General features: G+C 58.4%; 15 protein-coding genes and 3 pseudogenes. 7 read left to right on the forward strand and 11 right to left on the reverse strand.

What is annotated here, in order from left to right:
* Positions 1 to 100 precede the first annotated feature (100 nt).
* From folE to PD885_RS19620, 4 genes are all read right to left on the reverse strand, one after another.
* Positions 101 to 700, reverse strand: coding sequence for a GTP cyclohydrolase I FolE (folE, locus tag PD885_RS19605; RefSeq protein WP_002803858.1), 600 nt, complete (start codon positions 698 to 700; stop codon positions 101 to 103).
* Positions 701 to 800: 100 nt separating this feature from the next.
* Entirely contained in the window at positions 801 to 2162 is a 1362-nt protein-coding gene (locus tag PD885_RS19610; protein WP_002803861.1) for an MFS transporter, read from the reverse strand.
* A 130-nt stretch (positions 2163 to 2292) separates the two neighbouring features.
* Complete coding sequence (locus PD885_RS19615; RefSeq protein ID WP_002803865.1) at positions 2293 to 2715, reverse strand: hypothetical protein; 423 nt, start codon at positions 2713 to 2715, stop codon at positions 2293 to 2295.
* Positions 2716 to 3031: 316 nt separating this feature from the next.
* A complete protein-coding gene (locus PD885_RS19620; protein ID WP_002803870.1) occupies positions 3032 to 4084 on the reverse strand; it encodes a hypothetical protein in 1053 nt (350 codons plus the stop codon).
* 1233 nt (positions 4085 to 5317) lie between these two features.
* Here PD885_RS19620 and PD885_RS19625 point away from each other — a divergent pair.
* The 6 genes and pseudogenes from PD885_RS19625 to PD885_RS19640 all read left to right on the forward strand — a co-directional run bounded on the left by PD885_RS19625 (position 5318) and on the right by PD885_RS19640 (position 8990).
* The gene (locus PD885_RS19625) at positions 5318 to 5524 is read left to right on the forward strand and encodes a hypothetical protein (RefSeq protein WP_002803872.1); all 207 of its coding nucleotides are present in this window, start codon (positions 5318 to 5320) and stop codon (positions 5522 to 5524) included.
* Positions 5511 to 6623 carry a type II toxin-antitoxin system RelE/ParE family toxin gene (locus PD885_RS19630; protein WP_002803875.1) on the forward strand — a complete coding sequence of 371 codons (1113 nt, stop codon included), beginning with the start codon at positions 5511 to 5513 and terminating at the stop codon, positions 6621 to 6623. Before PD885_RS19625 ends, PD885_RS19630 begins: the two co-directional genes overlap by 14 nt.
* A 351-nt stretch (positions 6624 to 6974) precedes the next feature.
* Positions 6975 to 7115 (forward strand): hypothetical protein, encoded by a 141-nt coding sequence (locus PD885_RS22545; RefSeq protein ID WP_338063594.1) that lies wholly within the window; start codon positions 6975 to 6977, stop codon positions 7113 to 7115.
* 185 nt (positions 7116 to 7300) lie between these two features.
* Positions 7301 to 7684, forward strand: a pseudogene (locus tag PD885_RS22550) (DDE-type integrase/transposase/recombinase); the annotation flags it as partial.
* A gap of 17 nt (positions 7685 to 7701) precedes the next feature.
* Positions 7702 to 7977, forward strand: coding sequence for an integrase core domain-containing protein (locus PD885_RS22555; protein ID WP_338063595.1), 276 nt, complete (start codon positions 7702 to 7704; stop codon positions 7975 to 7977).
* A 206-nt stretch (positions 7978 to 8183) separates the two neighbouring features.
* On the forward strand, positions 8184 to 8990 hold the full coding sequence (locus PD885_RS19640; protein WP_002802516.1) for an IS5 family transposase: 807 nt from the start codon (positions 8184 to 8186) through the stop codon (positions 8988 to 8990).
* Between the two features lie 135 nt (positions 8991 to 9125).
* Here PD885_RS19640 and PD885_RS19645 read toward each other — a convergent pair whose 3' ends face one another.
* The 5 genes and pseudogenes from PD885_RS19645 to PD885_RS21200 form a co-directional block, all read right to left on the reverse strand.
* A complete protein-coding gene (locus tag PD885_RS19645; RefSeq protein ID WP_088057082.1) occupies positions 9126 to 10094 on the reverse strand; it encodes an IS5 family transposase in 969 nt (322 codons plus the stop codon).
* A 244-nt stretch (positions 10095 to 10338) separates the two neighbouring features.
* Entirely contained in the window at positions 10339 to 11352 is a 1014-nt protein-coding gene (locus tag PD885_RS19650; RefSeq protein ID WP_082244192.1) for a hypothetical protein, read from the reverse strand.
* Between the two features lie 175 nt (positions 11353 to 11527).
* A pseudogene (locus PD885_RS22875) lies at positions 11528 to 11713 on the reverse strand (IS5/IS1182 family transposase); the annotation flags it as partial.
* Positions 11701 to 12135 (reverse strand): annotated as a pseudogene (locus PD885_RS19655) (transposase); the annotation flags it as partial. The pseudogenes PD885_RS22875 and PD885_RS19655, both read right to left, overlap by 13 nt.
* Positions 12136 to 12240: 105 nt before the next feature.
* Complete coding sequence (locus tag PD885_RS21200) at positions 12241 to 12543, reverse strand: hypothetical protein (RefSeq protein WP_145954077.1); 303 nt, start codon at positions 12541 to 12543, stop codon at positions 12241 to 12243.
* A gap of 201 nt (positions 12544 to 12744) precedes the next feature.
* Here PD885_RS21200 and PD885_RS19660 point away from each other — a divergent pair, with 201 nt between their 5' ends.
* On the forward strand, positions 12745 to 13077 hold the full coding sequence (locus PD885_RS19660; protein ID WP_002803887.1) for a hypothetical protein: 333 nt from the start codon (positions 12745 to 12747) through the stop codon (positions 13075 to 13077).
* Positions 13078 to 13620: 543 nt separating this feature from the next.
* Here PD885_RS19660 and PD885_RS19670 read toward each other — a convergent pair.
* Positions 13621 to 13911, reverse strand: a complete 291-nt coding sequence (locus PD885_RS19670) for a HigA family addiction module antitoxin (protein ID WP_002803896.1) — start codon at positions 13909 to 13911, stop codon at positions 13621 to 13623.
* A gap of 18 nt (positions 13912 to 13929) precedes the next feature.
* Entirely contained in the window at positions 13930 to 14211 is a 282-nt protein-coding gene (locus PD885_RS19675) for a type II toxin-antitoxin system RelE/ParE family toxin (RefSeq protein WP_002803897.1), read from the reverse strand.
* Between the last annotated feature and the right edge of the window lie 278 nt (positions 14212 to 14489).

The raw sequence follows: 14489 nt of genomic DNA on the forward strand, positions 1-14489 counted from the left end.
CCTTGGTCCATCGAGTGCATCTGCATGCGGTTCCTTGCCACCGACGGTCTTAGAGCGGTTTCCGAGGCAATCCATCAGCCGCCAAAACGCCCTGACTGCCTCAACGCTTGCCCCCCACTTCGATGAACTGCAGGAATTCGGCGCGGGTGCGGGCGTCTTCTCGGAAGCTGCCCAACATCTTGGAGGTCACCATGCTGACGCCGCGCTTGTGGATGCCGCGGGTGGTCATGCACTCGTGCGCGCCCACCACCACCACGCCCACGCCGCGCGGTTGCAACACTTCCTGTATGCACTGGGCAATCTGCGCGGTCATCTTTTCCTGCACCTGGAAGCGGCGCGCATAGCTTTCCACCACGCGGGCCAGCTTGCTGATGCCGACCACTTTGCCGCGCGGCAGATAGCCCACGTGCACCTTGCCGATGATCGGCGCCATGTGGTGCTCGCAGTGGCTTTCGTAGGAGATGTCGCGCAGCACGATCAGTTCGTCGTAGGCGGCCACTTCTTCGAAGGTACGTTCCAGATAGGCGCGCGGTTCCTCGCGATAACCGCTGAACCAGTCGCCATAGGCTTCGGCCACCCGACGCGGGGTGTCCAGCAGACCCTCGCGGGCCGGATCTTCGCCGGCCCAGCGCAGCAGGGTGCGCACGGCATCTTCGGCCTGGGCCTGGGTAACAGAGGAATCGGGCTGGTCGTGGCTCATGCTTAGGTGCACCCAAAAGAGGACAGGCATGGTACCCGAGGACAAGCCGGCCGCCCCAGTGGCGGTTGCGCCAGCTTGCGCGGGTTCAGTGACTACACCCTCACCGCTTGCGCTGATGCATCGCCGCTTCATCATCAAGCCAATTGCTGCCCTTGTTGGTCAGGAAGAACAGGGAAACCACCAACGACACCGCAATCACCGCCGTCGCATAGATCACAAACGCATTCACGTGACCGGTCTTCAACGCGGCCTGATACAACAGCGGCGCAGTACCGCCGAACGCCGAATTGGCCAGTGCATACCCCAAACCAACGCCCAGTGCGCGCACGTGGGTGGGGAACAATTCCGCCTTAACCACCGCATTGATCGATGTGTAGCCGGTCAGGATTACAAAGCCCACGGTGAGGATCGCAAAGGCGGTCAGCCAGTCGGTTTGCTTGGGCAGCTCCATCACCAGGAACCAGGTGTAGAGCACGCCGCCAACGCCGAAGAATACCAGTAAGGTCTTGCGGCCCACGATGTCCGAGAACCAGCCACCGATCGGCTGCATCAGCATCAACACGGTCAGCGCAACCAGGTTGATGATGGTGCCTGCCATCACGTCGCCACCTGCGAATGCGGTCTGGATCATCTTCGGGCCCGTCACCGAGTAGGTATAGAACGCGATCGTGCCGCCAGCGGTGATCAGGAAACACAACAGCAGCGGACGCCACTGATTGACGAACAACTCGCGCATCGAACCGGACGCCTTGGCCTTGCCGATACGCGAGTCGGCGATGGATTGCGAGCTCAGCGATTCATCCATGGTCCGACGCAGCCAAGACACCACCAACGCACCGATTCCACCCAGCCCGAACGCCACGCGCCAGCCCCATTCGGAAATCTGCGGCACCTCGAAGAAATGCAGCATCACCAGCAACGTGGTCTGCGCCAACACATGCCCACCAACCAGCGTGACGTAATGGAACGACGACAAAAACCCGCGGCGGCCCGGAATCGCCGCTTCGGACATGTACGTCGCACTGGTGCCGTATTCGCCTCCAGTCGCAAAGCCCTGCAGCAGGCGCGCCAGCAACAGGATGATCGGCGCAGCGATACCGATCGTCGACCCGGTCGGCGTGATCGCGACGACGAACGAACACAGCGCCATCATCGACACCGAAAACGTCAATGCCAGACGACGACCGTAACGGTCGGCGAAGCGGCCGAAGTACCACGCACCGATCGGCCGCATCAAAAAGGTCATCGCAAAGATCGCCCACACGAACATCGTGGCGTTCTTGTCTTCCTTGGCGAAAAACTGCGATTCGAAGTAGACCGCAAACACCGAGTAGACGTAGACGTCGTACCACTCGATCAGATTGCCGGCCGATCCCTTGAGCGTGTTGGACACCGAGCGGCGAAGGCTACCGGGAGCTGCGCCAGAACCGGCGGCGATCGGAAACGATGGGGGTGCGCTCATGCAATCAGAAACTCACGGGTGGGACATGGCCGAAGTATAGGTGCGCGCTTGTATGACGCATGTAAGCATTTCGGCGCATAGAGCTGTGTTGTACGCGGGCCTGGCGCAGCTTCTTCAGCCCGCTTTTGGCTTAGGTGCAGGACATCAGGAGCTGTACATGCCGGCCGATCGAGGCAGCACACAGGTCGCTTGTCGCAGCCAGCATGCCGCTGGCGATGCACTTGACCGGCGTTTCGGCTTTTTTGCCTGACCCATCGCCGATTACCGTGCAAGTTGAAGGTAGAGATTTCGACCTTTCACGATGCCAGGGAATTCGCTTGGGATCCGTCATTTCCGGCTCATTCTTCAGGGGTTTTCCATGCCGGTGCACGGTGGGGTCGCCCCCCTTCGATGTCAGCTTGATCGCCGCGTACGCGTCGCTGGGCTGCGACATCAACATCATTTGCAACGCACGGCGCAGGCTGATGCCAAAGCGCTCGCGTAGCTGGGCAGACCTTAGCGCTTTTTTTGTGACCACTTCATCGCTTGAATCCCCGTGGCTACGAGGGCCCATGCTGGCGAAATCCCATCCTTTACGATGAGCCAGTTTTCTGAGGGTGGGTCATGCGCCCCGGCCAGCGTCACGATGTGCATCTGTCCGAGAACACGCAGACCGCTGCATCAGCGCGGCAGCGTTATGGCCAGCCGGTGGTGTAGCAAGTCGACGCAGGGCGCATGCACCGCAACGGCATGCTGTTTTTCCTGGCAGATAGTGGCGGCTGGCTCACCGCGCACGTTCCGGCAGCGTTATTCCTGCCGCAGGCATCCACTTGACGAACGCTAACGACGGCTTGACGGGTCGGCCCATCGCCCGTGCCGCAGCTCACCGGTCATTCGCTGTTGATCTTACCGCGCAGCCATTTCAAGAAACTCTTGGGCGCTGGCTTCTCAAGGCGCTCTGCTTGCTGCAAGCGTCTCTTGTTGTTTATCTCAATCTCCAGTGCCGCTTCGTATTGCGCCTGCGTGTTCTCAAGAAAACGATCTGACGTTGGCGATGTTGGCCCTTGCGCGAACTCGAAATACTCCAGATTTGGCGACGCCCGCCTTGACGCGTCCTGAAAATAATCCCGAACTTGCGGAGCTGATGGCGGCAAGCCCTGAGACAACTCCGAATCTGGTGCAGCAGACTTCGACACCTCTTGAAAACGAGACACGAGCGCTACTAACGACTCAGGCGTTTCCGGCTCCCTGCGAAGCTTGCGGATATCGTTAACCTGATAGTTCTGAATCAAATGATTCTCCATATGTTCCATGAGTTTTACTTTTTCTAAAAATTTTTCCTTTTCGGAGCTATTAGCAATGCTGCGATTTTCAGTTTTTTGACTGAGCGCGTCACTGTCGTCAGGATTTTCAACATCATCCATGAGCGTGAGTTTATCAAATATTCCGATGCCGTCCAGGTCTTGTTCGTCGGAAAATAAATTGAAAATATCCTGCTTGTGCGATTCATCGATATTCTGCCAGAAAAGGTTTTTTGGGTTGGCGTCACGCGCCCAGGGTATCGAGAGCTCATCACCGGGGTTCCCGATGTCGCCTTGTTCTGCTTTACCGCTCTCTTCTTCAATGGTCGCAAGTCGTTTGGGCGCAATTGCATTTTCTTTCGTCGCATCGAGCTCTTCGATTTCGCTGCGTGTGCCGCTGCCACCGGCGTCTTCGACATGCATATGAACATGTGAAGCAGGCTTGTCTATGGCATCAGTGAAAGTAGCCAGTGGTGCATCAGCTTCGTGCATCTCTTTTGTTTGTTTGAAAAGCTCTTCAAGTGATTTGCGTTTTCTTGCCACCTGCGCGCCGCTCACCGAGCTTTGGCCACGCGTTGCCAGCCTAGTCGGCGCTTCAGCAGGCATTTCACTAGCCAGGTAGACTGAATGGGCAGGGGCCATCCTATGAGACGCCGATCCGGCATCGGAATTCCGCTGCTCTGACCTCCCATCCCTAACGTTGGGAGTGGCTTTGTGCGACATCCTGCCATCAGACTTGATACTGTTTTTCCGTGGTGTGCTTGCCACAGAATTAAAGCATAAGCTATGCAATAAAAATTTCTCTGGCTTGAAGCTGGGTTTCTGGGATGTTTTCCGGTTAGGAGGCCTGCGCGCAAGCGGACTCTCAGGATCGGGGCCCCGATTGATCGACGGCCGGTGCGCATCCACAGTCGTGTCGCTCGGGCCTTGGGCAACAGGTTTGGGCTGCTGTTTATGACAGTTTGATATGAATGGCAACTTCAAGGTAGTACCTCATCCGGATCGGCGACCAGAGCACTTACAATGCCTGGCGGATTGACAAAAGTTGTGAGCAGTTCCTCGTGACGGAAGTCTTAACCGAGTCTAGTGCTCCCTGGTCTGCGTGCAAACCGCGTCATGGCACCTGCGAATAACTCACGGCAGACGCTGCTGCGTTTGCGCGTCAGCCTAAAAATCGGTAATGCGCATAACACCGGGTTGGCCACTTGCGCATTGCCTCGATGGCCTCGATCGCCGCTCGAAACCCCATGATTTACTAGGTCAGGCGCTGCCTGATGCGGGCGCCAGGATGCTTGCCACCATTCCAGTATCCGGCCGGCCGTGAACCGCAGCTCCGGGCCGGGGTTTCCGGGTAATTTTTGGTGTAGGTATTTCATGGCGCCAATTATTGCGACGAATTTATTGTTGACTCCAACGTCTCACGGACTGCACCGTCAATTCGTGGCCGAAGGCGAAACGCTAGAGCCTTGTGCGAACAACTCAGCCGACGCGTGGCGCGAGTTACTTCAAACTTTGGGATTTGTTTAGTTTTATTGTGGGATTGGTTTTTTAGCCGCATGCAGTTGTGTAAGACGCGTTGATCTGTGTAGCCGGGCAACTACCCGGACTTTCTGGCTACGCATCGCACTGCGGCACCGACCTTCGACCAGCGGCTACGCCAAGGTCAGCCGAATAAGAGTGGCTAACAAAACGACTGCGCTCACCGCCAGGCGGGCGCGGCCGGTACTCGGAATCGGCGTGTCCGGCGCACGCACAAGGAAAGCCGCCTGACGCCGCCACACTCCCGCACCCGCCGCACTTCCCGGCAGGTAGCCACGAACGCATGCGCCCAGCGAACCGGTAAACTGAGCGGCACAGATCCGCCGCCGCAGTGCCATGTCCGCCATCAAGCAAGAAGCTCACGCGCTGATCGACACGCTGCCCGAAACGGCCAGCTGGCAGGACGTGGTGCGCGTGGTGGACACCGCCAGGATTGAGGCCGCCGTACTGGACGGCATTGCCGCAGCGGATCAGGGCGCCCTTGCCGCTCCGGCACAGGTGACGGCACTGTTCGCCAAATGGGGCGTTGATGTTGCGGCGTGACTGGACCGTCCCGGCCGCCACGCAGTTTGCACACGCCCAGGATCACTACCACGCGCTCAACCCGACTGCCGCCACGGCGATGGCGCGGCAGGTGCTGGAAGCCACCCGGACCCTAGCCGAGCAACCCGGTCGCGGTCGCGCCGGCCGGGTTGCCGGCACGCGCGAGTGGATGGTCAAGCAGACGCCGTACGTGCTGGTCTACCGCGTGCGCGACGACGCACTGCAGCTGCTTCACGTCCGACTGGATGCCCGGGGCTGGCTGCCGCCCACCGAACCGACGATCGAACGCTTCGAGCCCTGGATCGCCTCGCTGATCAGCGCTCTGCTGCATGTGCTGATGCTGCTGATCGTGCTGTCGGCCTCCACGCCCACCATGACCCCACCGCAGGGCTCGGCCAGCGGTGGCCGCACCAAGGTGGATTTCGTCGGCGACACCGGCCGGCCCGAGCTACCCACGCACTCGCCGACGCCGATCCCGCCGTTGCAAAAGCCCGCCCCGGAGCCGCCGCCGCCGACCCCCTCGCCGGTGCAGTCCACCCTGGTCAAGACCGCCAAAAATCCGATCCCGCCCGCGGGCAACACCCGGCGCGGTGGACTGGTCGAGCAACGCCAGACGCAACCCGTGCAGCGCCCCACCCCGCCGCAACCGCCGGCAGAACCGTCATCGCCGCCCCAGCACCGCGCCGAAACCTGGACCGGCCACCCACCGGGCATGCTCGAAGAAGAAGCCGACGCCACCGAAGACGGCGTATCCAATGCGCCCACCATCAGCGAAGGCCGCCGCCGCGGCCGCAACAACGCCCAACCCAGCATGGATGTGGGCGGCTACCAGGTGTATTACGAAGTGCGCAGCGAAACCCAGCTACGCAACTGGCGCGACCAGGGCATGAAGGAAGTGGCCATCGTCCTGCCCGGCACCCAATACCGCATGGTCTGCCCACTGGAAGTCGCTCTCAAACGCGGCTCCAGCAAATGCCGCCTGCTGCCGCCGGACTCCCCTGAACTGAAAGACATCGGCGATGCCCGCGAGGTCATCAATATGATGGAGGTCTATCAGCAGGGCGAACCGGTATGGCGTGGGCCTGGGCCGTATCGGTGAGTGGTGAGGCATAAAGTGGTTGCAGGTGATGCCTAGAGTCCGCTGCGTCCCTTTTTGGAGCAGGATATCCTCGAAGTTGCCTGGGTGCTTGTACTTCTCCAAAGTGCAAGCACTCTGAGCACTCCAATTACTTCTTATCCGTAGTTATCTCTACTTCTAGCGCCGAGGCATGCGCTTGAAAGATGCAAAAGTCCGGAATCAGCGCATGCTTATTTTTGTTGATGAGTCAGGCACTTTCACTCCGACAGACAAAGTTGACGCCTTCTCAGTAGTCTCGGCTTATGCAATACGACGTCCCCCCAATTTTGAGTAGCGCCTCAGTTTGGAGTCCAATTCCCTACCCCGAGGAGATTGGACGTGAAGAAGCGCTTTACCGAAGAGCAGATCATTGGCTTCCTGCGCGAAGCCGAAAACGCGCGGCTGAAGAAGTTGCTGGCCGAGCAGCTGTTCGAGAACGACCTGATCAAGGATGCGCTGCGAAAAAAGTGGTGAGCGCACCGGCGCGTCGTGCGCTGGTGCGCGAGTGGATCGGGTGCGGTGCCAGCGAGCGTCGCGCCTTGGCAGCGATCGGCATGAGCGCCAGTGCGCTGCGCTATCGCCCGTGCGAAGACCGCAACGTTGAGCTACGCGAGCGCATTCTTGCGCTGGCGCATCGCCATCGCCGCTATGGCGTGGGGATGATCTATCTCAAACTTCGTCAGGAAGGACGCGTCGTGAACTACAAGCGCGTGGAGCGGTTGTACCGCGAACAGCAGTTGCAGGTCCGGCGCCGCAGGCGCAAGAAGGTGCCGGTGGGCGAGCGCCAACCATTGTTGCGGCCATCGCAGGCCAACCAGGTGTGGTCGATGGACTTCGTGTTCGACCGCACTGCCGAAGGTCGGGTGCTCAAGTGTCTGGTGATCGTGGACGACGCAACCCACGAAGCGGTCGCCATCGACGTGGAGCGCGCGATCTCGGGACGCGGCGTTGCGCGCGTGCTGGACCGACTGGCACACAGTCGCGGTTTGCCGCAGGTGATCCGCACCGAGCGCGAAGCCTGCCCTCGGGGCACAACGGCAAGGAGTTTTGCGGCATGGCGATGGTCGCCTGGGCGCACGCCCGTGGTGTGCAGCTACGGCTCATCCAGCCGGGCAAACCGAACCAGAACGCCTACGTCGAATCGTTCAACGGCCGACTACGCGACGAATGCCTCAACGAACACTGGTTCCCGACGTTGCTGCATGCACGCACCGAGATCGAACACTGGCGACGCGAATACAACGAGGACCGACCCAAGAAAGCAATCGGCGGCATGACGCCGGCCGCTTATGCCCAACATCTGGCAAACACCGATATCATCAGGCCCGGACTCTAAACCCGGCCGCTACTCAGGGCGGGGGGACGTCGCAGGCACGATAGCCACAACGCGCCGAGCCGGAGCAATCGAATCTGAGATATTCAGTCCGGCATTAGTAGCGCGAAGACTTATCGGTCGGAACCAAAGATTGCAAGATCAAAAACCTGGAAACAAAGATCTAGAGCGTGTTATGAACTTTGCCCTTGTCACGCTAACGTATACGGATGAAGCCTCGTAAGCCTTATTCCACCGATATTTCCGACGAAGAATGGGCCTTTGCGGCTCCCTATTTGACGCTGATGGACGTGCAGGCACCGCAGCGCAAGTATGAGCTACGCGCGATGTTCAACGCACTGCGGTGGATCGCGCGCGCCGGCGCACCATGGCGATTGCTTCCCAACGATTTTCCGCCCTGGGAAGCGGTGTATCAGCAAACACAGCGCTGGCTGCAAGCGGGCTGCTTTGAGGCCATGGTCAGTGATCTGCGCTCACTCTTGCGTGTGGCGCAAGGGAAAAAAGGCCAGCCGAGCGCGGTCATTTTCGATGCTCGCACGCTGCAGTCCACCTGCGAAAGCGGGCCGCGTGCTGGATACGATGGCTATAAACGCAAGAAAGGCAGCAAGGTACACATGGCCGTCGATACGCTTGGACATCTGCTCGCTGTCCAGGTGACGCCGGCTAATGAGCAGGAGCGCGCGCAAGTCCGATCGTTGGCACAAGAGGTACAACACGTGACCGGTGAAACGGTCAAGATCGCCTTTGTTGATCAGGGCTACACCGGTCAAGAACCGGCGCAGGCGGCCACGGAAGAAGGCATTGAGTTGCAAGTGATCAAGCTGCAAGAAGCGAAAAAAGGCTTTGTCTTGCTGCCGCGCCGTTGGGTTGTCGAGCGCAGCTTCGGATGGGCCAATCGTTTCAGACGGCTGGCACGCGACTACGAGCGATTGCCGGAAACCTTGGCCGGTTTGCACTTCGTCGTCTTCACGATCCTGATGCTTGGAAATGCAGCCACCCTCTTTCAAAGTTCATAACACGCTCTAAGGAAGGTCTGAACAACGCACCAGACCTCTAAAATTCGAGCCTGCTGCGTGCCAATAGCGCACAGAGTTGATGCGTACGATACGATTTCTACGGTTTCTTGCGGCGTTGGCTGGCGCCAGACAGCATTATCCCCTGGCCGGCAGCAACTGCCGGCGCACCATCCACAGATTGGATAGTGCGAACAGGGTCAGCACATGCGCGGTGTTCTTGGCCAGGCCGCGATAGCGGACCTTGGTGTAGCCAAACTGGCGTTTGATCACGCGGAATGGATGCTCCACCTTCGCACGCACACTTGCTTTGAAGTATTCCCAACGTTCTTCCTGGCGGCGCTCGCGTTTGTTGCCAATGGCTTGAATCGTCGAACGCTTGGCGGCAATGAAAAAACCAGCCTTGCAGGTCTGCAGTTCTTCGCGTTTGTCCGCACCGGTGTAGCCGCTGTCGCCGAACACACTGTCTTCTTTGCCGTGCAGCAATGCGTGGGTCACCGTGACATCGGCCACATTGGCAGCCGTACAACGGACGTGGTGCACCAGCCCGGAAAACTCATCCACGCCGATGGGTGCCTTCATCCCGAAATACCACTGATTGCCTTTCTTGGTCTGATGCATTTCAGGGTCGCGCGCGCGGTCGGTGTTCTTGGTCGAACTGGGCGCAGCGATCAGGGTTGCATCGACGATCGTGCCGGACCGCAGGCTCTGACCCTTGCGCACCAGATCCGCGTTGACGGCCTCCAGCATCCGCGCTGCAAGGCCATGGGTTTCCAGCAAGCGGCGAAAGTTGAGAATCGTGGTCTCGTCGGGAACATTGTCCAAACCGCCGAGCCGGGCAAAACGGCGCAAGGTCCGGATCTGGTGCAACGCTTCTTCCATCGCCGGATCGCTCAACGCATACCACTGCCGCAGCAAATGAATCCGCAACATCGTCGCCAGTGCGTACGGCTGTCGACCAGGCCGCCCCGACACCGGATAGTGCGGCGCGATCAGTCCGAGCAAATGCCTCCACGGAACCACCTGCTCCATCTCGGCCAGGAAGATCTCGCAGCAAGTCTGCTTGCGCTTGCCCCAACCTTCAGCGTCACCGAACGTCAGTTGCATGGATGACTCCTCAACGTAGGTGTGTAGTGTCGCGCATTTGAAGTGCGTTGTTCAGAGGTTCCCTAACGGACCAAATTCGGCCAAGTGGTCCAAAAAGACTTTACGAAAAACGCATCTTGGTGGGCTTTGCAATTCAAGATCGCAGGGCCATATTTGATTCGATCATTCACCACCTTTCCGGGTAACGCTATACAACATAGCCAGCGAGGAGCTACTCAGAGCTCCTCGCTGGCGACAGCATCTATCAATATAAAACGGTTACAGAAGTATCGGTTGTGTGCACGTCATAATTGCACTGAGGAGTAAGACCCGAATGATCAGGCCCATGCTGCTCCCAAGGTGGAGAAGTGACGCGACCCATATTTTGATCATAGACGGCGATATTACTAAACGTCAGCATCCCGCCATCTGGCAACTCGTTGCAACTACTTACAGCATAGACTTCCAAAGCTCCTCCTACGATCAAACTTGGATCACCGTAAGGCACGCTCGTCAATCTGACGCTTCGACCAGACGTGATATTTTTCGTATCAATATTCCAGCGATTGCAGGCAACACCAGGTGCGCAGGTTGAATAAGTATCACCAACGATTTGATCACCTGATTTCGCAGGGATATAATCACTAGTCCACACGGTTCCATCTTCGCAACAATTCCAGCTACTGAGGTCCCAAGTATTAGATTCTGCTCGATACCCCAACACAGGCTGAAGAATCGTTTCTCCCTGCATGCCTGGGAAGTAATAAATCGTTTGCTTAGAACGAACCCTTGGATTTGGCGGAACTTTCCAGCTTGCTACAATTCGCCCAATTTGGCTGGAAGTTATATAACTTCCAAAAGCCAACCAACTTTGAGAAATGGTTGGGGGACTTACTTTGTGATTTTGCGCAAGCGAGTTCCTCTCACTCGACCTTGCGAGGTTTCCTTGCAGAGTTCGCCCATCGGGTTTCACACGCACGCCATCACGCGTGAAGTTGTCCTGATTACAGATCTTCCGCTGCTCTAACCAACCGGTGACACGCTGAATTCCTCCATCCTGCGTGATATGGTCTCCATCGTGAATCTGCTGAACACAGGAAGGCGAAAAATAACCGAACGGAGTTATCACGTAGTCGGCTGGGACACCCGCTGGTCTAGCCCCAAGATTTCGCTCAGCAGCGGTAGCAAAGCCGGCCACTGCAATTGAAGCAATCAAAACAAGCCCTGCAGCCAATCTTCCCACGCTAAATTTTACGCAAGACGTTTCTGAAATTTTCATAGAAATCCTTTTTAAGGAAATGATTATTTAATATGCAATAGCCGCTAGAACGGCAGTTGCGGCCGCATTAGGCGCCAAGAATTACTAATAGGCCGTGCGCCAAGTCACTAAATAGTCGTCCCTGAAAAATCCCTTTCAAGCGCCAAGTGCCGTCGGTGACAGCGGCGCGGTACTCAAGGATGACCATCCCATCGCCCGCATCCAGACACGCAAAAACGCGATCCAGCGCAGCAGCCAACGCAGGTTGTAGCCGGCCGCGCAGCCGAGCACGTGCAGCGCATCGCCTTGGGCACCTTTCAGCCTGCAGCGACGCAGCCGGCAGTCTTCTTTCAGATGTCCGATCACCGGCTCCACCGCCTGCATCGCATGCGCGGCGTTGATGGTGTGCGCCAGCAGCTCTTCCATCCCGGCCTCACCCAGGCGCTGCCGCCAGCGCGTCAGCGAGCTGGCATCGCACGGCAAACGCGTCTGGAACACGACCTCGCCAGTGAAGAACTGCCAGTACGGATTCTCCAGCCAACGCTCGCACACCGCTTCATCGGACAGGTCGTAGGCGTGTTTGAGGTAGAGCAAACCGGCAATCAGCCGCACCGGCAATGCCGGCCGACCGCCACCGGCCTGGGTGGCCGGCAAGCGCGATGAAAGTGCTTGCTCCAACGCCGTCCACGGCATCCGTTGGCTCAGCCGCGCCAGCGGATGACGCAGATCGATCTGGTTCTCCAGCCGCGAACGAAACAACTCGTCGGCGGGTCTGTCTTCGGCAGCAGGACGGCGTGTACGCATGGGCGGAAATTGCAAGAAACCAGCCTTCAGCGTAGCGAACACCGGTAGTTCTGGCACGCCGGTGCAGACATCAAGGCCTTGCGGTCGTTGGGTGGTTGGGGTTTTTCAGGTGCGACGAATTAACTTATCCAACACTGTTTCTCGACGTTTCAGCCTCTGCGCAGGGGCTAATCCAGTTGCATCTATAGATGGCTTTCGCAACCACATAGCAATAGAAGTGAGGGGCGTCAAATGAGACTTCCCCCAATCGTCAATAATATTAATGTCACTTGCGTCAATATCATTAACATCCAAAGCTTCAGCTATGCGCTTTCCCGCCTTCCTGACTTGACTCTTACTTGGCAAAATTGCAAAACTCTTAGATTGATTATTAAGAAAAGATGGCCTGCTTAATACAAACTTCAGCACCTCGGTCCATTCGCTTAAGATACGCTAATTCATAACTGATTTGGGTCGGATTTGTTTTATTAGGTGATCAGGCCGGCGAAAGCTAGTTTTATTCCGTAAGAATACGGCGAAGCCTTTTTCTCTAGGTAGCTCCTGACTCTTGACCTCCCATACATCCTCCACCCGCCATCCTCGCCTCCAGACTCAACTGGAGAACACGCAATGATGAAGTGGATGGGCACCGCACTGGCTGCGGCAATGCTGTTGGCCGGTTGCGCCAAGATAGAGGGCGAGAAGTTCGTGGGCCATTGGGTCAACGTGCAGACGCAGGACGAGACGATGGACATCGAGCGCAACGGCGAGACCTTCATGGTGCGCAGCACCACGCCGAAGTTCTTCAGCCGCACGCCCAAGACCGAGAGCTACCCGGCGGTCTACAAGGACGGGGCGCTGCAGGTCACCAGTGATGGCGAGACGGTGAACTTCGCCATCGATGAGGCCAACGGCCACCTCAACACCGGCGGCGAGCAGTACCAGCGCGTGCCGGCCAAGTAAAGCCGCTGCTGTCGCCAGCGCCCGCGTGCCGGCCTTGACAGTCGCACGCGGGCGTTTGGCTTTTGTGGGTCTGCCGGCAGCTTGCTTCGATGGGCTGCAGGCGCCTGGCCCCCCCAGGGAAACGCCGAGCCCGCCGCACCGCCCGTCGCCCAGCCTCGCTATCCCCTGCCATTCCAACCCGCGCAAGCCTTACAGTGCGCAGGCACGCCAGGGTCACGGCGCTGCCAGACCGATCAATCCAGCAACTACGAGGGTGTCATGAGCAAGGGAATGGACCAGAAGAAGAGCCAGAAGAAAGAGCCGGCCAAGACGCTGAAAGAAAAGCGCGCGGCCAAGCAGGAAAAGAAGGGCAAGTAAGCCGCCCGGCCTGCCAGACGGCAGACGAGGTCAGGTGGATGCCTGACCTCGCGGTTTTAGGATGACATCAATCGTTGAGCGTGCGTGTTCCTGCCTGTGCACGCTCACGCTGCTCTGCGATCGACAGGCCTTGCAAGTCACCGGGCGGACTCTGTTATCAGCGTGACGTGTGAGACACCCTTCCTATCAAGCCGCCAGCCGCTTGATCCGCGATGGCAGGTCGCCCAGCGCGCGGTGCGCTTGTTCCAGCTCGTAATCGGCTTGCAGGCCTAGCCAGAAGCGCTCGGTCGTGCACAGCGCTGCAGCCAGGCGCACGGCGGTGTCGGCGGTGATGCCGCGCTTGCCCAACACGATTTCGTTGATACGGCGCGGCGGCACACCGGTGGCCCGCGCCAATGCGTTCTGGCTGATGCCCATCGGCTCGAGGAACTCCTCAAGCAGGATTTCACCAGGGTGGATGTTGGGTAGGACTGTCATGGACTGATGCCTCGTGCTTCAGTGGTAATCGACAATTTCGACCTCGGCGACATCGCCCTCCATCCATCGGAAGCAGATGCGCAACTGGTCGTTGATCCGGATGCTGTACTGCCCGCGCCGCTCGCCCTTCAACGCTTCCAGCCGGTTGGCAGGCGGAATGCGCAGATCGTCGAGGTGCGCGGCAGCGTTGAGCATGCGCAACTTGCGGCGCGCGACCGACTGGATGTCGGCCGGCAACCGGCGGGAGCGCTCACCCACCCAGATCTTTTCGGCTTCCTTGTCGACAATGCTCTTGATCATGTGTCGACCATAACGCATAACGTTATATAGCGCAAGCCGTTATGGATGAGTCGTCAGTTCTGGCTGCTGGGCGCTCAGATCGATGGCCACGCGGCTCATGACGAACTCCAAAATCCATCCAGCCGGAGATCAAGACAGGCTGCGCGAAGTAGAAGCACAAGCTCGCCAGAAACAGTTCATCGAGTGTCGCAAAATGACAGCTGAAGACGTCTTCCCTTGGTCCAGGGACGGCATCTCGGGACGTATCTGCCATCCACTCGAAGTGGATCGAGTGTGCG

Origin of the sequence: Xanthomonas fragariae, from assembly GCF_900183975.1 — a bacterium.
Lineage (GTDB): Bacteria > Pseudomonadota > Gammaproteobacteria > Xanthomonadales > Xanthomonadaceae > Xanthomonas > Xanthomonas fragariae.